Origin of the sequence: Phenylobacterium sp. (assembly GCF_036563285.1) — a bacterium.
In the GTDB taxonomy this organism is placed as follows: domain Bacteria; phylum Pseudomonadota; class Alphaproteobacteria; order Caulobacterales; family Caulobacteraceae; genus Phenylobacterium.
In genome coordinates this window covers 119,867-144,408 of sequence record NZ_DATCMR010000002.1, presented here as the reverse complement: position 1 = coordinate 144,408, position 24,542 = coordinate 119,867, and the positions used below count along the sequence as shown (strand labels likewise).

Sequence of the window (24,542 nt, the reverse complement as noted above, 5' to 3'; positions counted from 1 at the left end):
TTCGCGCAATCGCGGCGGCATGGTGTCACGGCCGGTCGAGGAACCGGCCATACATGTCGACCACGTCGCCCATGGTCGGGCCCATGTAGTCGCCGTTGAGCGCCTTGAAGTTGATGGCGCCGCGCCAGGTCATCTGGAACTCGAACCGGTCCGGCTGGGCGGTCCAGCCGCCCTCCTCCCCCAGCGACAGATGCTCCAGAAACGGCAGCTTGGGCGCCAGGATCAGCTCATCGCCTAGGGTGTCGAGCACCCAGCGGTGATGGATGAAGCCGCGGTAGGGCCCCTCGGGCCGCAGCGATTCCAGGTAGCGCGAGGGCACCGCGATGTAACCCGCCTCCGCGATGCGCGGCAGCATCTCCAGCGCCATGGCCGGGTAGGCCAGGTCCTCCAGCGTGTGAGAGCAGATGCAGTAGGAGAAGCGGCCGTGGCGGGCGACGTGCCGCAGCACCTCGTCGAAGCTGCGGCTGTCGTTGAGGTTGCCGCGGAAGTGCAGCGGGGCGACCCCGCACTCGCTCATGTCGAAAGTGGCGTCGAGCACCTCCGCCGACCAGGGATTGGCCGCCGCGCCCACGTCGATGACGGTGAAGTCCGGGCACTTGGCCTTCTGCTGCCTCAGCCATTCCAGCAGCTCGTCGTGGCCGTGCAGCGGGCCGTAGGCGTAGGACTGCGACGGCCGCTTCACGTTGCGCTCAAACAGGAAGTCCATCTGCAGGATGCCGTTGGCGTTCACGTCCGGCAGGCGGTGGACCTCCATCACCTCGGTGCAGTGGAAGCCCATCCGGTGTAGCTGGGCGAAGATCGTCTCGGCTTCGGGCGCGCGCTCGTTGAAGTCGACGACGGGGATCTCGAGCAGGATGTAGTCGGCCTGCCGCAGGACGGCCTCGCCGCCGCGCAGCACGTCGAGCTCGGCGCCCTGGACGTCAATCTTAACGAAGTCGAACCGTCGGCCTTCGAACAGGTCATCGAGACGGACGGTCTCCACCTCGTGCATCTCCACCAGCTCGTCGCGGAAATAGTCGCTCTTCTCGCGATAGAGCGACGAGCCCGTCGACTGCAGCCACTGCTTGGAGAGGAAGAATTGCTGGCGGCCGGCCTCGTGGAAGGCGGCGACCTCGTGCCGCTCGAACGGCATCAGCTCCAGCGCCGGGCGGCAATGAGGGTTCGGCTCGACCAGGGTCGGGCGGCAGTCCGGGAAGTGCTCGAGGAACCCCCGCGTGAAGTCGCCGACGTGCGCGCCGACATCGAGCAGGGTACGCGGCGCATACCCCTGGAAGCGCAGGGCCTGGACGACTGAGGGGCGCATGAAGGTCCTTAGGCGCTCGCGGCGCGGCGGAGGGGCTGTTCGTCGTCTTCGGCGGGCGGCGCTTCGGTGGCGGAGATATGGGCTTGCGTCCACAGGCGCGTGTCCGCCGCCAACGGCCGGACGCGGTGCTTGCGCGCGAGCGCGTTGCGGTAGAGAGCGAGGTAGTCCGGGTGCGCCAGCATCTCGCGGCCCTCATGGTCCTGCGCGACGCCGACGGCGAGGTAGGCTTCCATGTTGGCGAGGTCAGGCTTCGGGAGCCGGCCGGCGCGGTAGTCGTCCGCCATCTCGGCGTAGAGTCCCTCCAGCCGATCGACCAGCAGGTCCATGTCGAAGAGGGTGCAGGTCGCCCTCCCCGCCTCCAGCCGCGCCTTCATGTCGGCGATGGCGGCGGGGTCGTTGCCCAGGCGCACGGCGAGGTCGACGAAGGCCTCCGGGCTCTCGACCACCAGCTCGGGCAGCCCCGCGGCGCGGACGAGGCTGCCGCAGACGCGGCTGGCGAAGCTCTTGCCGGACAGGGTGACGATCGGCACGCCCATCCACAGGGCGTCGGAACAGGTCGTGTGGGCGCCGTAAGGCGCGGTGTCGAGGAACAGGTCGGCCAGCGGATAGCGCGCCAAGTGCCACGGGTTGGCGAGCTTCGGCGCGAAGTGCAGGCGGGCGCGGTCCACGCCGTGACGCTCGGCTTCCGCACGCAGGCGCTCGTTGGCCTCGGGCGACGCTTCGAGCAGCCACAGCACGCTGCCCGGCGTGCGCTTGAGGACCTCCATCCAACGGCCGAAGGTGAAGGTGTTGATCTTCTGCACGCCGTTGAAGCAGCAGAAGACCACGGCATCGTCGGGGAGCCCGAACTGGGCCCGCGTCGGCCGCTCCGGCGCCACCACCCGCCTGCGGTCGTTGGACTGGTAGCAGGGCAGCCGCAGGACCTTCTCCGAGTAGTAGATCTCCGAGCCCTCGGGCACGATCCAGTCGTCGGCGATGATGTAGTGGTGGTAGGGGCTGCCCATGGTCGAGGGGAAGCCCAGCCAGTTCACCTGGATCGGAGCCGGCCGGCGGGCGAAGACCGCGGTGCGGGCGTCGCGGGTGTGGCCGTTGACGTCCACCAGGATGTCGACGCCGTCGGCGGCGATCCTCGCGGCGGCCTCGTCGTCGGTCATCTCACGGATGTCGACCCAGTGCTCGACCGCCGCCTTGATCCGCTGCTGCAGCCCCTCCCCGCTCGACGGGCGGCCGCAGTAGTAGGCGAATACCTCCACCTTGGACCTGTCGTGCACCTCGAACAGCTCGGCCATCAGGTAGCCAATGGCGTGGTCGCGCAGGTCGGAGGAGACGTAGCCGATGCGCAGGCGCCGGTTGGCCGGCGCCGGCGCATGCCGGCGATCGGACCTGCCGAGGTCCTGCTCCTCGTCCACCAGCTGGCCGGTGTAGCGCCAGGAGGACGCCAGCTGCAGCAGCGGGTCGTCGGTGTAGGCGGCCATGGACAGCGGGTGGATGGCCGAGACCTGGGCCTTGCGGTCGACGCCCTCGAACGGCACGACCACCGGCCACTTGCACTGGCCGAGCCGCATGGCGATCAGCTGCTCGATGACGTCGCGCTGATTGCCGTTGAGCGTCAGGCACTCCTGCAGCGCGGTCTCCGCCGTGTCGAGCTTCTGGTGCTCGCCGAGCAGGCGGCCGATCTGCTTGAGGGTGGCGATCTTCCAGCCCACGGACGGGCCGGTGATCGGCTGCAGCTTGGTGATGGCGGTCTTCCAGAGCTCGATCGCCTGGTCGGGTGTGCCGGCCTTCTCGAGCAGGCCGCCGAGGTTGATGTAGGCCGGCAGGAAGTCGCCGTTGACCGCAAGCGCGGATTTGAGCGCCTCCATGGCCGCGCCGATGTCGCCGGCGGCGGTCGCCACGACCGACATGTTGAAGTGGGCGACGAATAGCTGCGGGTGCTCGCGGTTGAAGTTGATCCAGATCTTGTAGAGCTGCTGGGCGAGGCCCGCCTGGCCGCGCTGGGCGAGCTCGTTAGCCCAGTTGATCACCTCGGCCAGCGAGACGCCGCCGGCGGTGACCTTCTGGACGGCCACGAGGAAGGGTTCGTCAGACATCGGGTTCTTCAGCGCCTGTGGTCAGAGCCGCCCGCGCCGCCCCCAGTGGTCTCTGGGGCGCGGACCGATTCGGCTGAAGAAAGGATTGCACGCAGCCCAGGGCCCGCCCATCGCGCAAGGCCGCTTCGCGCCATCAGGCCGCACCCGGCGGCGATAATCCTGTGCACAAGCGACAGAGCGCCGGGCGGGGTGGGTCCCGCCCGGCGCGTCCGTCAGGTCTGGCGGCGGCCCTTAGAGGCCGGCCAGGTAGATGTCGACCTGGGCGTCCGACATGGCCTGCACCTGGGTGGAGGTGAAGGCGTTCATCTGGGTCGTGCTCATCGCCGACATCATGGTCGTGGTCAGGAACTCGGTGATCTGGGTCGGCGACAGGATCTGCGCGATCTGCGTCCCCTTCAGGCCGCCGATCTGGGTCGCCTCCAGCGCCTGGACCTGGGTGGTCGTCAGCGCCGAGATGACCGTGGTGCTCAGCGAACCGACCTGGCTGGAGAACAGCGCCCCGATCTGAGTGACGTTGAGCTCCCCGAAGTTGGTGCTGTCGAGGCTGCCGATCTGGGTGGTCGTCAGCCCGCGCACCTGGGTCCCGGTCAGGCCGCCCACCTGGGTGGCGTCGAGCGCCAGCAGGTTGGTGGTCGAGAGGTTGGACAGCTGCGCGGTGGTGAGCGCCCCCACCTGCGTCGCCGAGAGCTCGCCGATGTCGGTAGTGGAGAACGCCGCCAGCTGGGTGGTGGTGAGGCCCCGGATCTGGGAGGCGTTCAGGATCGCCACCTGGGTGGCGTCGAGGGCCGCGGCCGCCGTCGCGGTCAGGTTGCCGAGCTGTGTGCCCGTCAGCGCGCCGATCTGGGTGTCCGCCAGCTCGCCGATGTCCGTGGTCGACAGGCCGCGCAGCTGGGTGGCCGTCAGCCCGGAGATCTGGGTCGACGAGAACCCGGCGACTGCGGTGGCGTCCATCGAGGAGATGTTCGTCGCCGTGAGCGCCGCCAGCTGGGTGGCGGTGAGCGCGTTCAGCTGGGTCGTCGTCATCTCGCCGAAGTCGGTGGTCGAGAGGCTCCTGAGCTGGGTCACCGTCAGGCCGCGCACCTGGGTCTCGGAGAGCGCGCCCACCCGGGTGGCGTCGAGCGCCGAGAGACTGGCGGTCGAGAGGCTGCCCAGCTGGGTGGCGGTGAGGCCGCCGATCTGGGTGGTCGAAAGCGCCGAGACGTTGGTCGTCGACAGAGCGGCCAGCTGGCTGGTCGCCAAGGCCCCGATCTGGGTCTCCGAGAGCTCGCCCACGTCGGTGGTCGACAGACCGCCGAGCTGGGTGGTGGTCAGGCCGCGCACCTGGGTGGTGCTGAGCGCCGCCACCTGGGTGGCGTCCAGAGCCGAGACGTTGGTCGCCGAGAGCGCCGCCACCTGGGTGGCGGTGAGCGCGGCGGCTTGCGTCGCGTCGAGTTCGCCGACGTCGGTGGTCGAGAGCCCCCGCAGCTGGGTGGCCGTCAGGCTGCGCAGCTGGGTCGCGGAGAGCGCCGCCACCTGGGTGGCGTCGAGCGCCGAGGTCGCCGTCTCGGTGAGCGCCGCCAGCTGAGTGCCGGTGAGCGCGCCGATCTGGGTGGCGTCGAGCTCGCCCACGTCGGTGGTGGAGAGGCCGCGCAGCTGGGTGGCCGTCAGGCCCGACAGCTGGGTGGTCGTCAGGCCGCCCATCTCGGTGGCGTCGAGGCCAGAGACGTTGGTGGCCGAGAGCGCCGCGATCTGGCTCGAGGTCAGGGCCCCGACCTGGGTGGTGGTGATCTCGCCGAAGTCGGTGGTCGACAGGCCCCGCAGCTGGGTGGCCGTCAGGCCGCGCACCTGGGTGTCGTTGAGCGCGCCGATCTGGGTGGCGTCCATCGCCGAGAGGGCGGTCGCCGACAGCGAGCCCAGCTGGGTGGCCGTCAGGCCGCCGATCTGGGTCGTCGACAGCGACGAGACGTTGGTGGTGGAGAGCGCCGCCAGCTGGGTCGTGGCCAGAGCCCCGATCTGGGTCTCCGACAGCTCACCGATGTCGGTGGTCGACAGGCCGCCGAGCTGGGTGGTGGTCAGGCCGCGGACCTGGGTCGCGGTCAGCGCCGCGACCTGGGTGGCGTCGAGGGCCGAAACCGCCGTCGCCGTCAGGGCCCCGATCTGCGTGGCCGTGAGACCCGCCACCTGGGTGTCGGCCAACTCGCCGACGTCGGTGGTCGACAGCCCGCGCAGCTGGGTGGCGGTGAGGCCGCGCAGCTGGGTGGTCGACAGCCCCGCCACCTGGGTGCCGTCCAGCGCCGAAGCGGCCGTGGCCGTGAGCGCGCCGAGCTGCGTCGCGGTGAGCGCGCCCACCTGGGTCGCGTCCAGCTCGCCCACGTCGGTGGCTGACAGGCCGGCCAGCTGCGTGGCCGTGAGCCCGCGGAGCTGGGTCGTCGACAGGCCGGCCACCGCGGTGGCGTCCAGCGAGGAGACGTTGGTCGCCGAGAGCGCGGCCAGCTGGGTCGCGGTGAGCGCGTTCAGCTGGGTGGTGGTCAGCTCGTCGAAGTTGGTGGCGTTCAGGGCCGACAGCTGACCGGCGGTCAAACCGCGGACCTGGGTTTCGCTGAGCGCCCCCACCTGGGTGGCGTCGAGTGTGGCGAACGCGGTGTTCGTCAGTGTGCTGATCTGGGTCGCCGTGAGGCCGCCGATCTGGGTCGTGGAGAGGGCGCCCAGGTTAGTGGTCGACAGGGCCCCGAGCTGGGTGGCGGTGAGCGCGCCCAGCTGGGTTTCGGAGAGCTCGCCCACGTCGGTGGTCGAGAGTCCCTGCAGCTGGGTGTTGGTGAGCCCGCGCACCTGGGTGGTGCTGAGCGCCGCGACCTGGGTGGCGTCGAGGGCCGAGAAGCCGGTGGCGGTGAGCGCGCCCACCTGGCTGGCGGCCAGGCCCGCGACCTGGGTCTCGTCCAGCTCACCGACGTCGGTGGTGGAGAGGCCGCGCAGCTGGGTGGCGGTCAGGCCGCGCAGCTGGGTCGTGGAGAGCGCCGCCGCCTGGGTGGCGTCCAGCGCCGAAACGCCGGTCTCGGTCAGGGCGCCGAGTTGGGTGGCGGTCAGCGCCCCCACCTGAGTCTCGTCGAGCTCGCCGATGTCGGTCGCGTTGAGCCCGCGAAGCTGGGTGGCGGTCAGGCCGCGCAGCTGGGTCGTCGAGAGGCCGGAGACCGCGGTCGCGTCCATCGACGAGATGTTCGTCGCCGACAGCGCCGCCAGCTGGGTCGCGGTGAGCGCATTCAGCTGGGTGGTGGTCAGTTCGCCGAAGTTGGTCGCGTTGAGGCTCGACAGCTGGCCGGTGGTCAGGCCGCGGACCTGGGTCTCGCTGAGGGAGCCGATCTGGGTCGCGTCCAGCGCGCCCAGGGCGGTGTTGGAGAGCGCCGCCAGCTGGGTCGCGGTGAGGCCGGTCAGCTGGGTGGTGCTGAGGGCCGAGAGATTAGTTGTCGACAGAGCCGTCAGCTGGGTGGTCGCCAGCGAACCGAGCTGGGTCTGCGACAGCTCGCCAACGTCGGTGGTGGACAGGCCGCCGAGCTGGGTCGTGGTCAGCCCGCGCAGCTGCGTCGTGGTGATCGCCGCCACCTGGGTGGCGTCCAGCGCCGAGAGGTTGGTGGCGGTGAGCGCGCCGAGCTGGGTCGCGGTCAGCGCCGCGACCTGGGTGTCAGCCAGCTCGCCAACGTCGGTGGCGGTCAACCCGCGCAGCTGGGTCGTGGTCAGGCCGCGCAGCTGGGTCGCCGAGAGCGAGGCCACCTGGGTGGCGTCGAGGGCGGAGAGCGCCGTCTCGGTGAGCGCGGCCAGCTGCGAGCCGGAGAGCGCGCCGATCTGGGTCTCGTCCAGCTCGCCCACGTCGGTGGTCGAGAGCCCGCGAAGCTGGGTGGCCGTAAGGCCCGAGAGCTGGGTGTTCGAGAGGCCGGAGACCGCGGTGGCGTCCATCGAGGAGATGTTCGTCGCCGACAGCGCCGCGAGCTGGGTCGCGGTGAGCGCATTGAGCTGGGTGGTGCTCAGCTCGCCGAAGTTGGTGGCGTTCAGGCTCGACAGCTGGGCGGTGGTCAGGCCGCGCACCTGGGTCTCGGACAGGGCCCCCACCTGGGTGGCGTCCAGGGCGCCGAAGTTGGTCGCCGTCAGCGCGCCCAGCTGGGTGGCGCTGAGGCCGCCGATCTGGGTGGTGGAGAGCGCCTGCAGGTTCGTCGCCGAGAGCGCCTGCAGCTGGGTCGTGGCCAGCCCGCCGACCTGGGTCTCGGAGAGCTCCCCGATGTCGGTGGTCGACAGCCCCTGCAGCTGCGTGGCGGTGAGGCCGCGCAGCTGAGTCGTGGTCAGCGCCGCCACCTGGGTGGCGTCCAGCGCTGACACGCCGGTGGCGGTCAGCGAACCCACCTGGGTGGCGGTCAGCCCGGCCACCTGGGTGTTGGCCAGTTCACCGATGTCGGTGGTGGAGAGGCCGCGCAGCTGGGTGGCGGTCAGCGCCCGCAGCTGGGTCGTGGAGAGCGAGGCGACCTGGGTCGCGTCCAGCGCGGACAGCGCCGTCACGGTCAGCGCCGCCAGCTGGGTGCCGGAGAGCGCGCCGACCTGGGTCTCGGAGAGCTCGCCCACGTCGGTGGTGGACAGGCCGCGCAGCTGGGTCGCGGTGAGCGCGTTCAGCTGGGTCGTCGAGAAGCCGGACACCGCCGTGGCGTCCATCGAAGAGATGTTGGTGGCCGACAGCGCCCCCAGCTGGGCGCCGGTGAGCGCATTGAGCTGGGTGGTGGTCAGTTCGGCAAAGTCGGTGGTCGACAGCGCGCCGAGCTGCGTGGCGGTGAGGCCGCGGACCTGGGTGGTCTCCAGCGCGCCGATCTGTGTGGCGTCGAAGGTCGACAGCTTGGCGCTGGCCAGGCCGCCCAGCTGGGTGGCCGTCAGCCCCGCCATCTGGGTGGTCGAGAGCGTCGCCAGGTTAGTGGTGGTCAGCGCCCCGAGCTGGGTGGCGTTCAGCACGCCCAGCTGCGTCGCCGACAGCTCACCCACGTCGGTGGTCGACAGCCCCGTGATCTGGGTCGTCGTGAGGCCGCGCACCTGGGTGGCGGTCAGCGAGCCGACCTGCGTCGCATCGAGCGCCGAGAAGTTGGTGGCGGTCAGCGAGCCGATCTGGGTCGCCGCGAGCGCCGAGACCTGGGTCTCGGAGAGCTCGCCGATGTCGGTCGTCGACAGGCCGCGCAGCTGGGTGGCGGTCAGCGCCCGCAGCTGGGTGGTCGTCAGCGCCGCGGCCTGGGTCGCATCGAGCGCCGACAGCGCCGTCTCGGTCAGCGAGGCCACCTGGCTGGCGGTCAGCGCCGCCACCTGGGTGTGGGCGAGCTCGCCGATGTCGGTGGTGGAGAGGCCGCGCAGCTGCGTGGCGGTGAGGCCCTGCAGCTGGGTGGTGGAGAGCCCTGCCACGGCGGTGGCGTTCATCGACGACACGTTGGTGGCGGAGAGCGCGGCCAGCTGGGTGGAGGTGAGCGCGTTCAGCTGGGTGGTGGTCAGCTCGCCGAAGTTGGTGGCGTTCAGGCTGGAGAGCTGGCCGGCGGTCAGGCCGCGGACCTGGGTCTCGGAGAGCGCGCCGACCTGGGTGGCGTCCAGCGCGCCGAAGTTGGTCGCGGTGAGCGCGCCGAGCTGGGTCGAGGTCAGGCCGCCGATCTGGGTCGTGGAGAGCGCCTGCAGGTTGGTGGCGGAGAGCGCCTGCAGCTGGGTCGTGGCCAGCGCGCCGATCTGCGTCTCCGACAGTTCGCCGATGTCGGTGGTCGACAGCCCGCCGAGCTGGGTTGTGGTCAGGCCGCGGACCTGGGTGGCGGTGAGAGCGGCCATCTGGGTGGCGTCGAGCGCCGAGACGTTGGTGGCGGTGAGCGAGCCGACCTGCGTGGCGGCCAGCGCCGCCACCTGGGTGGCGTCCAGCTCACCGATGTCCGTGGTGGAGAGGCCGCGCAGCTGGGTGGCGGTGAGCGCGCGCAGCTGGGTCGCCGAGAGCGCCGCGACCTGCGTCGCATCCAGGGCGGAGACCGCCGTCTCGCTCAGGGAGCCGATCTGCGTCGCGGTGAGCGCGCCGATCTGGGTCTCGTCGAACTCGCCGATGTCGGTAGTCGACAGGCCGCGCAGCTGGGTGGAGGTGAGGCCGCGCAGCTGGGTGGTGGAAAGCCCGGAGACCGCGGTGGCGTCCATCGAGGAGATGTTGGTCGCCGACAGCGCCGCCAGCTGGGTCGCGGTGAGCGCATTGAGCTGGGTGGTGGTCAGCTCGCCGAAATTGGTGGCGTTGAGGCTGGAGAGCTGTCCGGCGGTCAGGCCGCGGACCTGGGTCTCGCTGAGCGAGCCGATCTGCGTCGCGTCGAGCGTGCCGACCGCGGTGTTGGAGAGCGCCGCCAGCTGCGTGCCGGTCAGGCCGGCGAGCTGGGTGGTGCTGAGCGCCTGCAGGTTTGTGGTCGACAGCGCCGTCAGCTGGGTGGTGGCGAGTGCCCCGATCTGGGTGGCCGAGAGCTCGCCGACGTCGGTGGTCGACAGGCCCTGCAGCTGGGTGCTGGTCAGCCCGCGGACCTGGGTCGCGGTGAGCGCCGCCATCTGGGTGGCGTCCAGCGCGGAAAGCCCGGTGGCGGTGAGGCTGCCCACCTGCGTGGCGGTGAGGCCCGCCACCTGGGTGTCGGCCAGTTCCCCGACGTCGGTCGTCGACAGGCCGCGCAGCTGGGTCGCCGTGAGGCTGCGCAGCTGGGTGGTCGAGAGCGCGGCCACCTGGGTGGCGTCGAGCGCCGAGACGGCGGTGGCGGAGAGCGCGGCCAGCTGGGTGCCGGCAAGCGCGCCGATCTGGGTGGCGTCGAACTCGCCGATGTCGGTGGTGCTGAGCGCGCCGAGCTGGGTCGCAGTCAGGCCGCGCAGCTGGGTGGTCGACAGGCCGGCGACGGCCGTCGCGTCCATCGAGGAGATGTTGGTCGCCGACAGCGCCGCCAGCTGCGTGCTCGTCAGGGCGTTGACCTGGGTGGTCGAGAGCTCGCCGAAGTCGGTGGTGGAGAGGCCGCGCAGCTGGGTGGCGGTCAGGCCCCGGACCTGTGTCTCCGACAGCGCGCCCACCTGGGTCGCGTCGAGGGTGGAGAAGGCGGTGGCCGAGAGGCTGCCGACCTGGGTGGCGGTCAGGCCGCCCACCTGGGTGGTCGAGAGCGCGCCGATGTTGGTGTTGGTGAGCGCGCCCAGCTGGGTGCTGGCCAGCGCCCCGATCTGGGTGGCCGAGAGCTCGCCCACGTCCGTGGTCGAGAGGCCCTGAAGCTGGGTGGTGGTCAGCCCGCGGACCTGGGTGGTGGTGAGCGCCGCCACCTGGGTGGCGTCCAGGGCGGACAGATTCGTGGCGTTGAGCGCGCCGATCTGCGTCGCCGTCAGCGCCGCAACCTGGGTGGCGTCGAGCTCGCCCACGTCTGTGGTGGAGATGCCGCGCAGCTGGGTGGCGGTGAGGCTGCGCAGCTGGGTGGCGCTGAGCGCCGCGACTTGGGTGCCGTCGAGCGCGGAAAGCGCCGTGGGGGTCAGCGCCGCCAGCTGGGTGCCGGAGAGCGCGCCGACCTGGGTCTCGGACAGCTCGCCGATGTCCGTGGCGCTGAGCGAGCCGAGCTGGCTGGCGGTCAGGCCGCTGAGCTGGGTGGTGGCGAGGCCCGCAACCTGGGTGGCGTCGAGCGACGACAGGTTGGTCGTGGACAGCGCGCCGATCTGCGTGGAGGTCAGCGCCTCGAGCTGGGTCTGGGTCAGCTCGGCGAAGTCGGTGGTGGACAGGGAGCGCAGCTGGGTCGCGCTGAGGCCGCGCACCTGGGTGGTGTTCAGCGCGGCCATCTGGGTGGCGTCGAGCGCCGCCAGGCTGGTGTTGTTGAGCCCGGCGAGCTGGGTGGCGGTGAGACCCTCGATCTGGGTGGTCGACAGCGCCTGGATGTTGGTCAGCGACAGGCCGCCGACCTGCGCGGCGGTCAGCGCGCCCAGCTGGGTGGCGGACAGCTCGCCCATATCGGTGGTGGTCAGGCCGCCGAGCTGGCCGAGCGTGAGGCTGCGCAGCTGGGTCGTGGTCAGCGCGGCCATCTGGGTGGCGTCGAAGGCCGACAGGTTGGTCGAGCCCATGGCGGCCACCTGGCTGCCGGTGAGCGCGGCCACCTGGGTCTCGGAGAATTCGGCGATGTCGGCGGTCGAAAGCCCGAGCAGCTGGGCCCCGGTGAGGCCCTTCATCTGGGTGCCGGTGAGCGCGCCCACCTGGGTGGCGTCCAAGGCGGACAGATTCGTAGCGTTGAGCGCCGCCAACTGCGTCGAAGCGAGCGCCGCCACCTGGGTGGTGGTGAGCTGGCCGATGCCGGTCGTGGTGAGCCCGCTCAGCTGGGCGGTGGTGAGGCCGCGGATCTGGGTCGCGGTCAGCGCCGCCACCTGCGTGGCGTCCAGCGCACGCAGGTTGGTGGTGCTGAGGGACGCCACCTGGCTCGCCGTAAGCGCAGCCACCTGGGTGTCGGCCAGTTCGCCGATGTCGGTCGTCGAGAGGCCGCCGATCTGGGTGGCGTTCAGGCCGCGCAGCTGGGTGCCGGTGAGCGCCGCGACCTGGGTGGCGTCCAGCGCCGAGAAGTTGGTCTTGCCGAGCGAACCCACCTGGGTCGAGGTCAGGCCGCCGATCTGCGTGTCGGCGAACTCCGCCACGTCGGTGGTGGAGAGCCCGGCCAGTTGGGTGCTGGTGAGGCCGCCGAGCTGCGTGGTCGTCAGCCCCGCGACTTCCGTCGCGTCGAGACTCGACAGGTTCTGGGTGCTCAACGCGCCCAGCTGCGTGCGAGTCAGCGCCGTGATCTGCGTCGAGTTCAGCTCGCCGAAGTCGGTGGTCGACATGGTGCGCAGCTGCGTCACCGTCAGGCCGGCCGTCTGGGTGGTGGTCAGGGCGCCGATCTGCGTCGCGTCCAGCGCCGAGAGCTTGCCGGTCGCCAGGCCGCTGATCTGGGTGGCGGTCAGGCCGCCCACCTGGGTGGTGTCGAGGGCCGCCAAGTTGGTGTTGGAGAGCGAGCCGAGCTGCGTCGCCGAGAAGGCGCCGATCTGCGTCTGGCTGAACTCCGCCATGTCCGTGACGCTCAGCGCGGCGAGCTGGCCGGCGGTGAGGCCGCGGACCTGGGACGTGGAGAGCGCGCCGATCTGGGTGGCGTCGAGGACCGAGATGTTGGTGGTGGACAGCGCCGAGAGCTGGGTGGCGGTAAGCGCGCCGATGTGGGTGGTGTCCAGCGCGCCGAGCTGGGTGAGCGTGAAGGCGTTGAGCTGCGTTCCGCCCAGCATCACCAGCTGGGTGGTGTCGAAGACCACCGATGTCTGCAGGTAGGGGATCTGGGCGGCCGTCAGCCCCCGGATCTGCGTGGCGGTGATGGCCCCGACCTGGGTCGCATCGAGGACCGCGATCCCGGTGGTGTTGATCGCCCCAAGCTGGGTAGCGCTCAACGACCGGATGTCGGTCGTTGTGAGGTTCTGGATGGAGGTGACGGACAGCGCACCGATCTGCTGCGTCGTGAGGTTAGAGATGCCCATTATCCACCCTGTTCAAATACGGCGCTTCAGTCGGTCGAGGTCAGAAGAATCAAGACAAGGAGGGGGCGCATTACTTTTCCCCCTGGGTACGCACACCAAGAGTCCCCTTACCAACTCGTTACACTGAGTCGTTGGGGGCAAAGCTGGACCTGGGGCTCGTGGGGCCGAACGACGCAGGCGGCCGACTTGGCCAACGGATTGCAGGGGTTACGGCGTACAGGGAGCAGAGCCCTTACTCCGGCCCCGGACGTTGCCGCCGAGGCCGCGGATCGCCCCCGGATCAAGGGGAACGGCAAAGCTGTGGCGTCATGCCGCACAGCTCAGTTTGACGTTCAGGAGAGGTCCTGCGGCGGCCGCCGCCGCCGTCGCTATGGCCAAGCTACAAGCCCAGTGCTGGCTTGGACTTGGCCCCTTACAGCCAAGCTCGCAGCAGGAGTTCGCAAGCCGCCTTCGGAAGCTCGACCGTAATGGCCAGCGCCGTCTCGTGTCTGGTTGATGCGACAACTTGCAGGCCCCAGGCGCCGCAGTCCGCGCGCTAGCGTGAACGACGGAGCCTGCTCGCCGTCTGGCGTGCGGCTGCGATGATGTCTTAGCGTTCGTTGCAGGTTTACTTGGTTCGTCTGCGTACAGATCTTCGCCGCCTCGCGCGGGACAAGGCCGGAGCTTCGGCCGTCGAGTTCGCACTCGTCGCGCCCGTGCTGTGCATGGTGGCCGCCGGGACCGTGGACGCCGGCCGCTACATCGCGCGGACCATCGAGGTGAACGCCGCCGCCCAAGCCGGCGCGGACTACGCCAAGGTGGCCGGCTGGAACGCCGCGGGGATCGCCGGGGTGGTCCGCAATGCCGCCAAGGGCTCGGTGACCGCCCTGCCCGCCGTGCTCTCGCAAGGCTGCGCGGTGAGCGGCGCCATCGTGGCGCCCAGCGGCGCGCGCTGTCCCGAAGGCGACCTGCCCGGCCGCTTCGTCACGGTGCGGGCTCAGACGACGTTCACGCCCTTGGCGCCGTGGCCGGCCATCCCGCTGCCGTCCAGGATCACCGCCGACGCCCAGGTGCGCATCCCATGAGGCAGCCCCTCCCCTCCCTGTGGGGCGACCGCTCGGGCGCGACCGCCGTCGAGACCGCCATGCTGCTGCCGGCGCTGATCGCGCTGCTGCTGGGGGTCATGGAGACCGGCCGCATGGCCTGGACCCAGGCGGCGCTGACCTTCGCGGTGCAGGAAGCCAGCCGCTGCGCGGCCGTGCGCACCGACCTCTGCGGCAGCAGCCTGCAGATCCAGACCTTCGCGGCGCAAAAGGTCGCCGCGCTCAACGTGCCGACCAGCGCCTTCACCGTCACCCCGGGCGCCGCCTGCGGCCGCGAGGTCAGCGCGCGCCTGGACAGCGGCTTCCTCGTCTACACCCTGGCGCCGAGCGCGCCGGCCCTGACCGCGCGAGCCTGCCGCCCATGAGCATCTTCGTGCGCCTACGATCGCTGGCCGTCCGCCTGGCCGCGGATCGATCGGGCGCGACCGCCGTCATCACGGGCGTGACCATGCTGGTGTCGCTGGGCTTCGTGGGCCTCGGCGCCGACCTGGGCGTCGCCTACGCCCATCGCCGGGCCGCCCAGAGCGCGGCAGACTCCGCGGCGTTCAGCGCCGCCATGGGCGTGATGAGCGGCGCCACGTCCGTCACCAACCAGGCCCGCAGCGTCGCCAAGACCTACGGCGTCACGAACAACGTCGACGGCGCCCGCGTGATCGTGAACCAGCCCGCCACCACGGGCCCCGTCGCCGGCACGCCGACCTCCGTCGAGGTGATCGTCGAGCGGCCGATGCGGCGGTTCTTCTCCGGCCTGTTCGGCCAGGGCGACAGCACCATCCGCGCCCGCGCCGTGGCGGTGGCCGGCCGCGCCGGCGACGCCTGCGTCCTGGCGCTGAACCGGAGCGAGATCCAGACCGTGAACTTCGTGGGCTCGACCCGCCCGAACCTCGTGGACTGCAAGCTGCAGGCGAACTCCTCGCATGGCACGGCGATGCAGATCACCGGCAGCGCCCAGCTCACGGCGCTCGGCGTGAACCTGGTTGGCGGCTACAGCATCACCGGCAATCCGACCTTGAACGTCACCCAGGGCGTCAAAACCAGCCAGCCCTCCATCGAGGACCCCTACGCCGACATGCCGATCCCGGCGGCGGGCGCCTGCAACGGACCGGGGAACCCGGGTGGGAGCGTCTGGAACATCGCGCCGTCCCCGAGCGGGGTGCTCACCTGGTGTGGCGGCCTGCAGCTGAACTCCACCGGCCAGACGGTGAATTTCCCGCCAGGCGTAGTGGTGATCACGGGCGCGAACTTCGTCGTGAACGGCGGCGTGACCGTGAACGCCACCCAGGGCACCACCTTCGTCCTGACGCGCGGCTCTGGGCCGGCCTACGCCCAGGCGCAGGTCAATGGGACGGCCTCGCTCAACATCGTCGCCCCGCCCACCGGTCCGACGGCCGGCATTGCGATCATGCAGGATCGCGCCGCGCCTGCGAGCACCAGCGTAAACTCCATCAACGGCGGGTCCTCGGGCTCCATCCGGGGCGCGATCTACTTCCCGAAACAGTCTGTGCGGTTCAACGGCACCAACAACACTTCGAGCGGTACGGGCTGCACGCAGCTGATCGCCGACAAGGTCCAGTTCAGCGGCAACGCCGCCTTCGAGATCAAGTGCGCCGGGGTGGGCGTGCGCGCTCTTGGCGGCTTCCCGACGAAGCTGGTGGAGTAGGTTACGGCAAAGCTTAGTTCAGCTTCACCTTAGTTACGGTGGCGCTTGCGCCGCCGCCCTTCGCCTCAGGTGCAATCATGGCGGGCTGCCGGCCTTTTCGTGGCTTCTCCGTATACAAATGACTATTCGCCCTGCTCTTCCCGGTACGTCCAAAATGTCGCGGACCACAACCATTGCGGTTAGTTAACCGTAGCTTTATCCATAGCTCATCCGAAGGGGGCCGGATCAGGTCTTTACCCCGTCTTCCCTCGGAACGGATGAGGAAGGGGTTCTCCATGACCAAGATGTTCAAGAAGTTCGCCGGTGACCGTTCGGGCGCCACGGCGATCGAGTATGGCCTGATGGCGGCGCTCATCGCGCTCGCTATAGCGGTCGGCGCCGGCGTTCTCGGCACCGGCATCAGCGACAAGTTCGAAACCGTCGCGAGCGATCTGGCCGCCAGCTAAGGCTGAACGGCCTGGCGCGGTGACGGGCGCAGAGCCCGTCACCGCAGCCGGTCCATCCGGAGCCCCCCGTCTCTGTCGCCGCGTGACGGGCGCGGCTCGGAGACCAGGCTCCCGCCCCAGTTCCATCGCGTACTTCAGGACACCCGTCCGTGCTCACCGCCAACCGCGTCAAACTTCTGGGCCTCGCGCTCCTGCTCTCGGGCGGCACCGTCGTCATGACCCAGCAGTGGCTGCAGGGGGCCGTCGAGAAGGCCGCCCAGGAGGCGTCCTCCCGGTCGCCCGGCTTCGCCCCGGTGAGCGGCAAGCGCGTGCTGGTGGCCAACGCCGCCCTCCCCGCCGGCACCATCCTGCAGCCGCAGCACCTGCGCTGGCAGGCCTGGCCCGCGGAGGCGCCGGTCAACGGCTACCTCACCGAAGCCAACACGCAGATCCCGAAGGTCACCGGCGCCGTGGTGCGCACGAGCCTCGGCCCCGGCGAGCCGCTCTCGCCGGACCGCATCGCCTTCCCGGGCGACCGCAGCATCCTGGCCGCCGTGCTCCGGCCCGGCTACCGCGCCATGACCGTCAACGTCTCCGCCGCGACCGCCGTCGGCGGGTTCGTCATGCCCGGCGACCACGTCGACGTGGTGCTCTCCCGCATCATCGAGCCGACCGGCGCCGGCGGCCAACGGCGAGTGATCGGCGAGACGGTGCTCACCGATGTCCGCGTGCTGGGTGTCGACCAGCGCACCTACGACGGCAAGAAGGACGTGGTGGTCCCGCAGACCGCCACCCTCGAGGTCACCCCCAAGGGCGCCGAGGTGATCGCCGTGGTCAGCGAACTCGGCAAGCTGTCGCTCAGCTTGCGCAGCCTGGCCACCTCCGACGCCCCGGTCGCCGAGGCGCGCCGCGTCACCCGCACCTCCGACAGGGAGGCCATCGGCGCGCCGCCGCCCCGCACCCCCAGGCCTGCCGCGTCGAAACCCGCCGCCCCGGCCGCCGATCCCAACGTAACCAAGGTGGAGGTCGTGCGCGGCTCCCAGACGCTCACCCTGGGCGTGCCTTCCGAACGAGGCGGATCATGACCCTTCCCCTGCTCGGCGCGCGCGACGAGCTGTCGCCGACCTTCCTGGCCGTGGCCGAGGACGCCGCGACCCGCGAGACCATCCGCGACGTGGCCGCCCGCTTCGGCTGGGCCAAGGCGCCGGTGCGCGAAGGCGGCGCGGCCGCGGCCCGCGAGGCCCTGGCCGACGCCCCCGCGCCGCGGCTGCTGATCGTCGACGTGAGCGACAGCGGCGACATCGTGGCCGCCATGGACGCGCTCGCCGAGGTCTGCGAGCCGCACACCCGCGTCGTCGCCATCGGGCGCGAGAACGACGTCGCCCTCTACCGCGAGCTCATGCGGATGGGGGTCAGCGAGTACCTGGTGAAGCCGATCGCGCCCGAGGTGCTGGCCGATGCGCTCAACCAGGCCGACCGGCGGCCGGCCGCCGAGCCCGCCAAGGCCAAGGCCGCCCGCATCGTCGCGCTGGTCGGCGCCCGCGGCGGCGTCGGGACCACGTCCCTGGCGCTATCCGTCGCCTGGGAGGCGGCGCACACCCTGGGCCAGAACACGGTCCTGCTGGACCTCGACCTGCAGTTCGGCGCCGCCGCGCTGGCGCTGGACCTGGAGCCCGGCCGCGGCCTGCGCGAGATCCTCGCCAACCCCGAGCGCATCGACAGCCTGCTGCTCGGCTCCGCCATGGCCCACCAGAGCGACAGCCTCCGCATCCTCGGCGCCGAGGAGTCCCTGGAAGACGACATCGAGGTCGCCCCGCGCGGCCTGCAGGCCCTGCTGGGCGCCATGTCCGAGGCCGCCGACCTGGTCGTCGTGGACGTGCCGCGGCGCGCTGACCGGCTGAGCCGCGAGGCGCTCGCGCGCGCCGACGCCGTGGTGGTGGTCACCGACCTCACCCTGCCCGCCATGCGCGACACCCAGCGGCTGCTCACCCTGCTGAAGACCTTGCGCCCGCAGGGCGGCGTCACCGTCGCCGCCAACCGCACCGGCGGCGGCTTCGGCGAGGTGCCGACCGCGGAGTTCGAGAACGCCATCGGGGCGCCTATCGCCCTGCAGGCGCCGCTGGACGCCAAGGCCTCAGTCGCCTCCGCGGAACAGGCCAAGCCGCTGATCGCCGCGGCCCGCACCAGCCCCCTGGCCGACGAGCTCCGCCGGCTGACCTCGCTGGTCACCGGCCAGACGGCTCCCGCAGGCCTGGAGCCGGAGAAGGGCTCCTGGCTGCAGAAGCTCCTGAGGCGCTGATCCATGTTCGGCCGCCGCGGACTTCATGACAGGACGCCGGCGGCCCCGCCGGCCGAGGCCGCCACGGACGTCGCCGCCGAGCCGCGCGCCAACGGCCCCGCCAACGACGCCGATCCGCTCGCGGCCGCCCGGCCGACGCAGTCGCGGGCCGCGCCCAGCAAGATCCAGGCGGCCTCCGCCGAGGTCCAGACCCGGATCATGGAACGCATCGACACCGAGGTGGCCAGCCGGCTGCCGCGCGAGGAGCTCGCCGTCGAGCTGGCCCAGCCGGTGCGCGAGATCCTCGACGAGCTGAAGATCCAGCTCAACCAGCGTGAACAGCGCGAGCTGGTCGGCCTGATCCTCGACGACATGCTGGGCCTGGGCCCGCTGGAGCCCCTCCTCGCCGACGAGACCGTGACCGACATCATGGTCAACGGCGCGCGCCAGATCTACATCGAGCAGCGCGGCCGCCTCGTGCTCACCGACGCCGCCTTCCGCGACGACTCCCACGTGATCGCCGTCGCCGGCCGCATCGTCAGCCAGGTGGGGCGGCGCGTGGACGAGTCCTCGCCGATGGTCGACGCCCGCCTGCTGGACGGCAGCCGGGTCAACATCATCATCCCGCCGCTGGCGCTGGACGGCCCCTCGATCTCGATCCGGAAGTTCTCCAAGAAGGGCATCGACCTGGACCGCATGGTCCGCCAGGCCAACGTCTCGCCCGAGATGGCCACGGTGCTGAAGATCGCAGGCCGCTCGCGGCTCAACATCCTGATCTCCGGCGGCACCGGCTCGGGCAAGACTACCCTGCTCAACGCGCTCTCGCAGATGATCTCGGCCGAGGAGCGGATCGTCACCATCGAGGACGCCGCCGAGCTGCAGCTGCAGCAGCCGCACGTGGTGCGCCTGGAGACCCGGCCCGCCAACCTGGAAGGCCGCGGCGAGGTCGGCATGCGCGACCTGGTCAAGAACGCCCTGCGGATGCGGCCCGACCGCATCATCCTGGGCGAGGTCCGCGGCGCCGAGGCCATGGACATGCTGCAGGCCATGAACACCGGCCACGACGGCTCCCTGGGGACCATCCACGCCAACCGGCCGCGCGAGGCGCTAACCCGGCTCGAGAACATGGTCGGCATGGCCGGCGTAAACCTGCCCAGCCGCGCCGTGCGGACCCAGATCGCCGCCGCCGTGCAGATGATCGTGCAGATCGCCCGCATGCGCGATGGCGTGCGCCGCATCACCTCCATCACCGAGGTGGTGGGCATGGAAGGCGACGTGATCACCACCCAGGAGCTGTTCGCCTACAAGTATGAGGGCGAAGGCGCCGACGGCCTGCTGCGCGGCCGCTTCGACTCCTCGGGCCTGCGCCCCGCCTTCAGCCCGCGGGCCGAGTACTACGGCCTCGACCGCATGCTGCTGGAGGCCATGGGGTGACCCTGCCTCCGCTGATCCTGCTGATGATGGTGGGCGCGGTCGGCCTCGTCGTCATGGCCATCTTCGACGGCGGCGGCGGCAACCGCGCCCTCGTCAAGCGCGCCCGGGCGCTGGGGGCGGTCGGCCGCACCGGCGCCAGCCACGCCCGCGAGAGCGCCATCCGCCGCTCCAGCGAGACCCGCCTCGACGCGGTGGTGCTCCGCTTCATGCCCAAGCCCGCCCTGTTGCGCACTCGGCTGGAGGCGACCGGCTACCCGATCAGTTTCACCCACTACGGCGCGGCCTGCCTGGTGGTGGGCGCGCTCGCCCTGGTCGTGGCGCTGCTGGTGGGCGCGCCCGCCCTGCTGGCGGCGCTGGAGGCCGTCGCCACGGGCCTGTGGCTGCCACATGTCGCCGTGGGCTTCATGATGGCGCGTCGGCGGCTGCGGTTCTTCAAGGCCTTCCCCGACGCCGTGGCCCTGATGGTGCGCGGCCTGCGCGCCGGCCTGCCGGTGACCGAGACCATCGGCGTGATCGGCCAGGAGAGCCCCGACCCCGTCGGCGAGGAGTTCCGCCGCATCGCCGAGCAGGTGCGCCTGGGCGCCCCGCTGGACGCGGCCATGTGGCAGACGGCGCGGCGGCTGGGCCTGCCCGAGTTCAACTTCCTGGTGATCAGCCTCTCGGTGCAGCGGGAGACCGGCGGCAACCTCGCGGAGACCCTGGAGAACCTCGAGCACATCCTGCGGCGCCGCCAGCAGATGAAGCTGAAGATCAAGGCCATGTCGTCGGAAGCGGTCGCCAGCGCCATTATCCTGTCCGCCCTGCCCTTCGTCACCACCGCCCTGATGTTCATGGTCAGCGGCGACTACATCCGCCTGCTGTTCACCGATCCGCTCGGCAAGGTCATGGTCGCCTGCGCGGTGGTCAGCATGACCGTCGGCGCCACGGTCATGCGGCAGATGACGAGGTTCGAGATATGAGCCTCGCCGAGATGCTGCCGCTCGGTCCCAACGGCGGGACGGTGATCGCCCTCGTGGTGGGGGCGGCGAACTTCCTGACCATCCTCACGGTGATGCGCGCGCTGTCGCCCAAGGACCTGGTCGCCGTGCGCGCCCGCAATCTCGCCCGCCGGCGCAAGGAGCTGCGGGCCGAGCGCCTGACGCCGCGGCGGGCCCAGCGCGAACACTCCCTGGTGGCGGCCAAGCGCATGCTGGCCAGGCTGAAGCTCGACCGCAGCGTGGAGGCGAAGAAGGCCGCCGACATGCTGACCCAGGCCGGCTGGCGCTCGCCCGACGCCACCACGATCTTCCTGACCGTGCGCCTGGTCAGCCCGCTGGCGCTCGGCCTCGCCGCCTACATGCTCGCGCCCTACCTGGCCAAGGACGGCGGCATGGCGGTGCGCGGGCTGATCGGCGTGGCCGGGATCGCGGTCGGGGTCTACCTGCCGATCCTGCTGGTGAAGAACGCCATCGAGCGGCGCGGCCTGAAGCTGCAGAAGGGCCTGCCGGATGCCCTCGACCTGTTCGTGATCTGCGCCGAGGCGGGCCTGAGCCTCGACGCCTCGCTGGCTCGCGTGGCGCGCGAGATCGGCGGCGGCAACGCCGAGCTGGCGGACGAGCTGGGGCTCACCGCCATCGAGCTCAGCTTCCTGCCCAACCGCCGCGACGCCCTGATGAACTTCTCGAAGCGGGTGGCCCTGCCCTCGGTCCGCGGCCTGGTGAACACCCTCATCCAGACCGAGAAGTACGGCACCCCGCTGGCCCACGCCCTGCGTGTGCTGTCGGCGGAGTTCCGCGACACGCGGATGATGAAGGCCGAGGAGAAGGCCGCGCGCCTGCCGGCCACGCTCACCATCCCGATGATCCTGTTCATCCTGCCGGCGCTGTTCGTCGTGCTGCTGGGTCCGGCGATCATCCAGGGCCTGAAGGCGATGAACTAGGGCGCGGCCGGCGGCTTGCCGGTCTTCAGGTAGCCGATCAGGATCTCCGCGATCGCCGCCGGCTGCTCGGGCAGCATGGCGTGGCCGGCGTGGGGCAGCACGCTCACCTGCACCCGGCCGGGATAGGCCTTGACCAGCGCCTCGGCGTTGGCCGGCGGGGCGACGGTGTCGTCCTGCGCCTGGACGATGAGGATCGGGGTGGAGCCCCCGCCCGTCCATTGCTCGGAGGGCGTTGCGGCGAGCGCGACCTGCTGCTGGCGCGCCACCGCCGGATGCCAGCCGCCCCGCCAGATGGCCGGATCGTTGCCCGGGGCGAAGAAGGCCAGCCTCACGGCCTCCAGGTGCTGGTCAGCCGGCAAGCCCTCGAAGACGCCGTTCAGCGCCTTCAGCACCGCAGGCGCGATCGGGACCTGCCCGCCGGCCGCCAGCAGCACCAGCCGCGAGACCTGCTCGGGATGGCGCGAAGCGGCGGCCCGCACGATCCGATTGCCGAGCGCGTGCCCCACGAACACGGCCGGCCGGTCGGAGAGCCCCCGCGCCACCATGGCCACGTCGTCGGCATAGTCGAACAGGGTGAGGCCGTCGGTCGGGCCGCGGCTCTGGCCGATCCCGCGCGGGTCGACCGAGGCGGCCATGAAGCCGGCCTCGGCCAGCTGCACCATCAGCTCGTCGAAGTCGCTCGCGCCGCGGCCCAGCGAGGGCACCAGCACCACCAGCGGCCCCTGCCCCATCACCCGGGCGGCGATCCGCACCTCGCCGGCCGGCGTCGCGCGGCTGAACACCTTGGTCACCGGTCCCGGCGTGGCGGCCATCACGGGCGTCACCGCCAGCACGCCGAGCAGCGTCATTCCGGCCAAGAGTAGTCCTCGCATGGCCGGAGCATGCGCCGCTGGAGCTCAAACGAAAAGGACCCCGCGGGCTCGCGCCGGCGGGGTCCCTTCGGTGGGGCCTCGTCTGAGGAGGCCCCTTACACCTTGCGCAGGCCTACTTCAGGTGCTGCGCCAGGTGCTTGTTCATCTCGAACATGCTGACCCGGTCCTTGCCGTGGAACACCGGCTTCAGCTTGGCGTCGGCCACGATCTCACGCTTGTTCTGCGGGTTCTGCAGGTTGTTCTTCTTGATGTAGTCCCAGATCTTCGAGACCACTTCGCCACGCGACAGCTGGCCGGAACCGACGACGGCGGCCAGTTCGGCCGAGGGCGTCAGAGGCTTCTGCAGGGCGTTGTTCTTCTTGGTATCGGCCATTGGGCTCCCCCAGCTATGTATTCAGGCGCCGCCCCCACGGTCACGCAGGGGCTGAGTCGCTTGAGGTACTCTAGGGGCGCAAGGCGCGCCGCGCCACAGGCGAAGCGCGCCAAAGCGTCGCTTTAGCCCAAATCAGGGCCGCAGGGGGTCCCGATCGAGGGTCACGTCGCGGTAAGCAGCCCGCTCGCCGGTCTCGTGCGCCTCGGGCGAGAGGGTCACCTCGTCGTCCCCGCCCGACCGCTCGACCCGGTCGTAGAGGGAAGCGGTGGCCGCCTCGGTGACTGGATCCTTGCGCTTGTCACGGGTGAAGTAGCGCATCGCCCCGTAGGCGATCGCCAGGCCCAGGACGATCACGCCCACGAAGTTGATCAGGCCCCACCCCACGCCGCCGGCGTCCGCCTCGCCCGGTCCGAGCGCCTGCGCAGGCGGCGCCACGCCCATGATGTTGAAGGCCGTGGTCAGCGTCATGCCCCAGAAGAAGGCCGCGGCGGCCCAGGCCAGCCAGACGAAAGCGGTGGCGCCCAGGTCACGGTGGGCGCGGCCGTAGCCGGTGTCGTGGTGCGCTGCGGGCGCGTGGGCGTCCGCGTAGGGGGTGGATTGGTCGGTGTAGGACAGCGTAGCCATGCTCGCCTCTTTCAGAACGGGTCGCGGGACCAACCCCGTTGCGCCTTGAGGGTTCCCGCCAAGGTTGACGCGAGGGCGGCGTCGACAGGCCGGGCGCGCCGGGCTGTTATGGCGCCCGGAGGGGCCCATGACCGCCAGCACGATCCTCTACGAAACCCCGGCGCCGCAGGTGGCCCGCCTGGTCCTCAACCGGCCGGACGCCCGCAACGCCCAGGACACCCGCCTGCTCTACGACCTGAACGACGCCTTCGACCGCGCCGCGCGCGACGACGGGGTCAAGGTGATCGTCCTGGCCGCCAGCGGGCCGCACTTCTCCTCCGGCCACGACCTGCGCGAGGGCGGCGCGATCGCCGAGCAGATGGCGCCCTTCGAGACGGTGGGGACCTGGTGCGGCTTCGGCTGCGCCGGCGCCGAGGGCCGCATGGCGCGCGAGAAGGAGATCTACCTCGGCCTCTCGGAGCGCTGGCGCAACATCCCCAAGCCCACCATCGCCGCGGTCCAGGGCAAGTGCATCGCCGGCGGGCTCATGCTGGCCTGGCCCTGCGACCTGATCGTCGCCGCCGACGACGCCCAGTTCGCCGACAACACCGTGGCCATGGGCGTGGGCGGGGTGGAGTACTTCGCGCACCCCTGGGAGCTCGGCCCCCGCAAGGCCAAGGAGCTGCTGTTCACCTCAGACTGGCTGACGGCGCAGGAGGCCCGCGCGCTTGGCATGGTGAACCAGGTGGTCCCCGCCGCGGAGCTGGAGGCCTTCGTCCTGGCCCTGGCCCAGAAGATTGCGACCAAGCCCCTCTTCGCCCTGAAGCTCGCCAAGGAGGCGGTGAACGCCGCCGAGGACGCCCAGGGCCGGGTCCAGGCCATGGGCGCGGCCTTCGCCCTGCACCAGCTCGCCCACAGCCACAACATGCAGGTGCACGGCATGCCGGTGGACCCCGCAGGTCTGCAGGTGCGCGGGAAAGCCAAGACCCCGTGAGTTGAC

The 24,542-nt window shown here is 71.0% G+C and carries 16 protein-coding genes; 10 read left to right on the top strand and 6 right to left on the bottom strand.

All coding sequences use genetic code 11. The features are described 5' to 3' along the window. Positions 1-25 precede the first annotated feature (25 nt). The 3 genes from VIL76_RS00910 to VIL76_RS00900 form a co-directional block, all read right to left on the bottom strand. Complete coding sequence (locus VIL76_RS00910; protein ID WP_332043098.1) at positions 26-1,303, bottom strand: FkbM family methyltransferase; 1,278 nt, start codon at positions 1,301-1,303, stop codon at positions 26-28. A gap of 8 nt (positions 1,304-1,311) precedes the next feature. After that, positions 1,312-3,393, bottom strand: a complete 2,082-nt coding sequence (locus VIL76_RS00905; RefSeq protein WP_332043097.1) for an N-acetylglucosamine transferase — start codon at positions 3,391-3,393, stop codon at positions 1,312-1,314. Positions 3,394-3,624: 231 nt separating this feature from the next. After that, positions 3,625-12,897 (bottom strand): ice nucleation protein, encoded by a 9,273-nt coding sequence (locus VIL76_RS00900; protein WP_332043096.1) that lies wholly within the window; start codon positions 12,895-12,897, stop codon positions 3,625-3,627. A 611-nt stretch (positions 12,898-13,508) separates the two neighbouring features. Between VIL76_RS00900 and VIL76_RS00895 the strand changes: the two genes are divergently transcribed. From VIL76_RS00895 to VIL76_RS00855, 9 genes are all read left to right on the top strand, one after another. After that, positions 13,509-13,961 carry a TadE/TadG family type IV pilus assembly protein gene (locus VIL76_RS00895; RefSeq protein ID WP_332043095.1) on the top strand — a complete coding sequence of 151 codons (453 nt, stop codon included), beginning with the start codon at positions 13,509-13,511 and terminating at the stop codon, positions 13,959-13,961. Continuing rightward, a complete protein-coding gene (locus VIL76_RS00890; protein WP_332043094.1) occupies positions 13,958-14,344 on the top strand; it encodes a TadE/TadG family type IV pilus assembly protein in 387 nt (128 codons plus the stop codon). Before VIL76_RS00895 ends, VIL76_RS00890 begins: the two co-directional genes overlap by 4 nt. Further along, complete coding sequence (locus tag VIL76_RS00885; RefSeq protein WP_332043093.1) at positions 14,341-15,639, top strand: pilus assembly protein TadG-related protein; 1,299 nt, start codon at positions 14,341-14,343, stop codon at positions 15,637-15,639. The genes VIL76_RS00890 and VIL76_RS00885 overlap by 4 nt, the downstream gene beginning before the upstream one ends. Positions 15,640-15,914: 275 nt before the next feature. Continuing rightward, positions 15,915-16,085, top strand: coding sequence for a Flp family type IVb pilin (locus VIL76_RS00880; RefSeq protein ID WP_332043092.1), 171 nt, complete (start codon positions 15,915-15,917; stop codon positions 16,083-16,085). Between the two features lie 149 nt (positions 16,086-16,234). Continuing rightward, positions 16,235-17,149 (top strand): Flp pilus assembly protein CpaB, encoded by a 915-nt coding sequence (cpaB, locus tag VIL76_RS00875; protein ID WP_332043091.1) that lies wholly within the window; start codon positions 16,235-16,237, stop codon positions 17,147-17,149. Then, entirely contained in the window at positions 17,146-18,363 is a 1,218-nt protein-coding gene (locus tag VIL76_RS00870) for an AAA family ATPase (RefSeq protein WP_332043090.1), read from the top strand. Before cpaB ends, VIL76_RS00870 begins: the two co-directional genes overlap by 4 nt. Before the next feature lie 3 nt (positions 18,364-18,366). Continuing rightward, positions 18,367-19,776 carry a CpaF family protein gene (locus VIL76_RS00865; RefSeq protein ID WP_332043089.1) on the top strand — a complete coding sequence of 470 codons (1,410 nt, stop codon included), beginning with the start codon at positions 18,367-18,369 and terminating at the stop codon, positions 19,774-19,776. Continuing rightward, on the top strand, positions 19,773-20,735 hold the full coding sequence (locus tag VIL76_RS00860) for a type II secretion system F family protein (protein ID WP_332043088.1): 963 nt from the start codon (positions 19,773-19,775) through the stop codon (positions 20,733-20,735). Before VIL76_RS00865 ends, VIL76_RS00860 begins: the two co-directional genes overlap by 4 nt. Beyond that, complete coding sequence (locus VIL76_RS00855) at positions 20,732-21,694, top strand: type II secretion system F family protein (RefSeq protein ID WP_332043087.1); 963 nt, start codon at positions 20,732-20,734, stop codon at positions 21,692-21,694. The genes VIL76_RS00860 and VIL76_RS00855 overlap by 4 nt, the downstream gene beginning before the upstream one ends. On the opposite strand, the gene VIL76_RS00850 is transcribed toward VIL76_RS00855, so the two are convergent. From VIL76_RS00850 to VIL76_RS00840, 3 genes are all read right to left on the bottom strand, one after another. Beyond that, positions 21,691-22,542 carry an alpha/beta hydrolase gene (locus tag VIL76_RS00850; protein WP_332043086.1) on the bottom strand — a complete coding sequence of 284 codons (852 nt, stop codon included), beginning with the start codon at positions 22,540-22,542 and terminating at the stop codon, positions 21,691-21,693. The genes VIL76_RS00855 and VIL76_RS00850 overlap by 4 nt on opposite strands. Before the next feature lie 136 nt (positions 22,543-22,678). Then, positions 22,679-22,939 (bottom strand): SWIB/MDM2 domain-containing protein, encoded by a 261-nt coding sequence (locus VIL76_RS00845; RefSeq protein WP_332043085.1) that lies wholly within the window; start codon positions 22,937-22,939, stop codon positions 22,679-22,681. Between the two features lie 132 nt (positions 22,940-23,071). After that, on the bottom strand, positions 23,072-23,563 hold the full coding sequence (locus tag VIL76_RS00840) for a hypothetical protein (RefSeq protein WP_332043084.1): 492 nt from the start codon (positions 23,561-23,563) through the stop codon (positions 23,072-23,074). 127 nt (positions 23,564-23,690) lie between these two features. Between VIL76_RS00840 and VIL76_RS00835 the strand changes: the two genes are divergently transcribed. After that, positions 23,691-24,536, top strand: coding sequence for an enoyl-CoA hydratase (locus VIL76_RS00835; protein ID WP_332043083.1), 846 nt, complete (start codon positions 23,691-23,693; stop codon positions 24,534-24,536). Positions 24,537-24,542 lie beyond the last annotated feature (6 nt).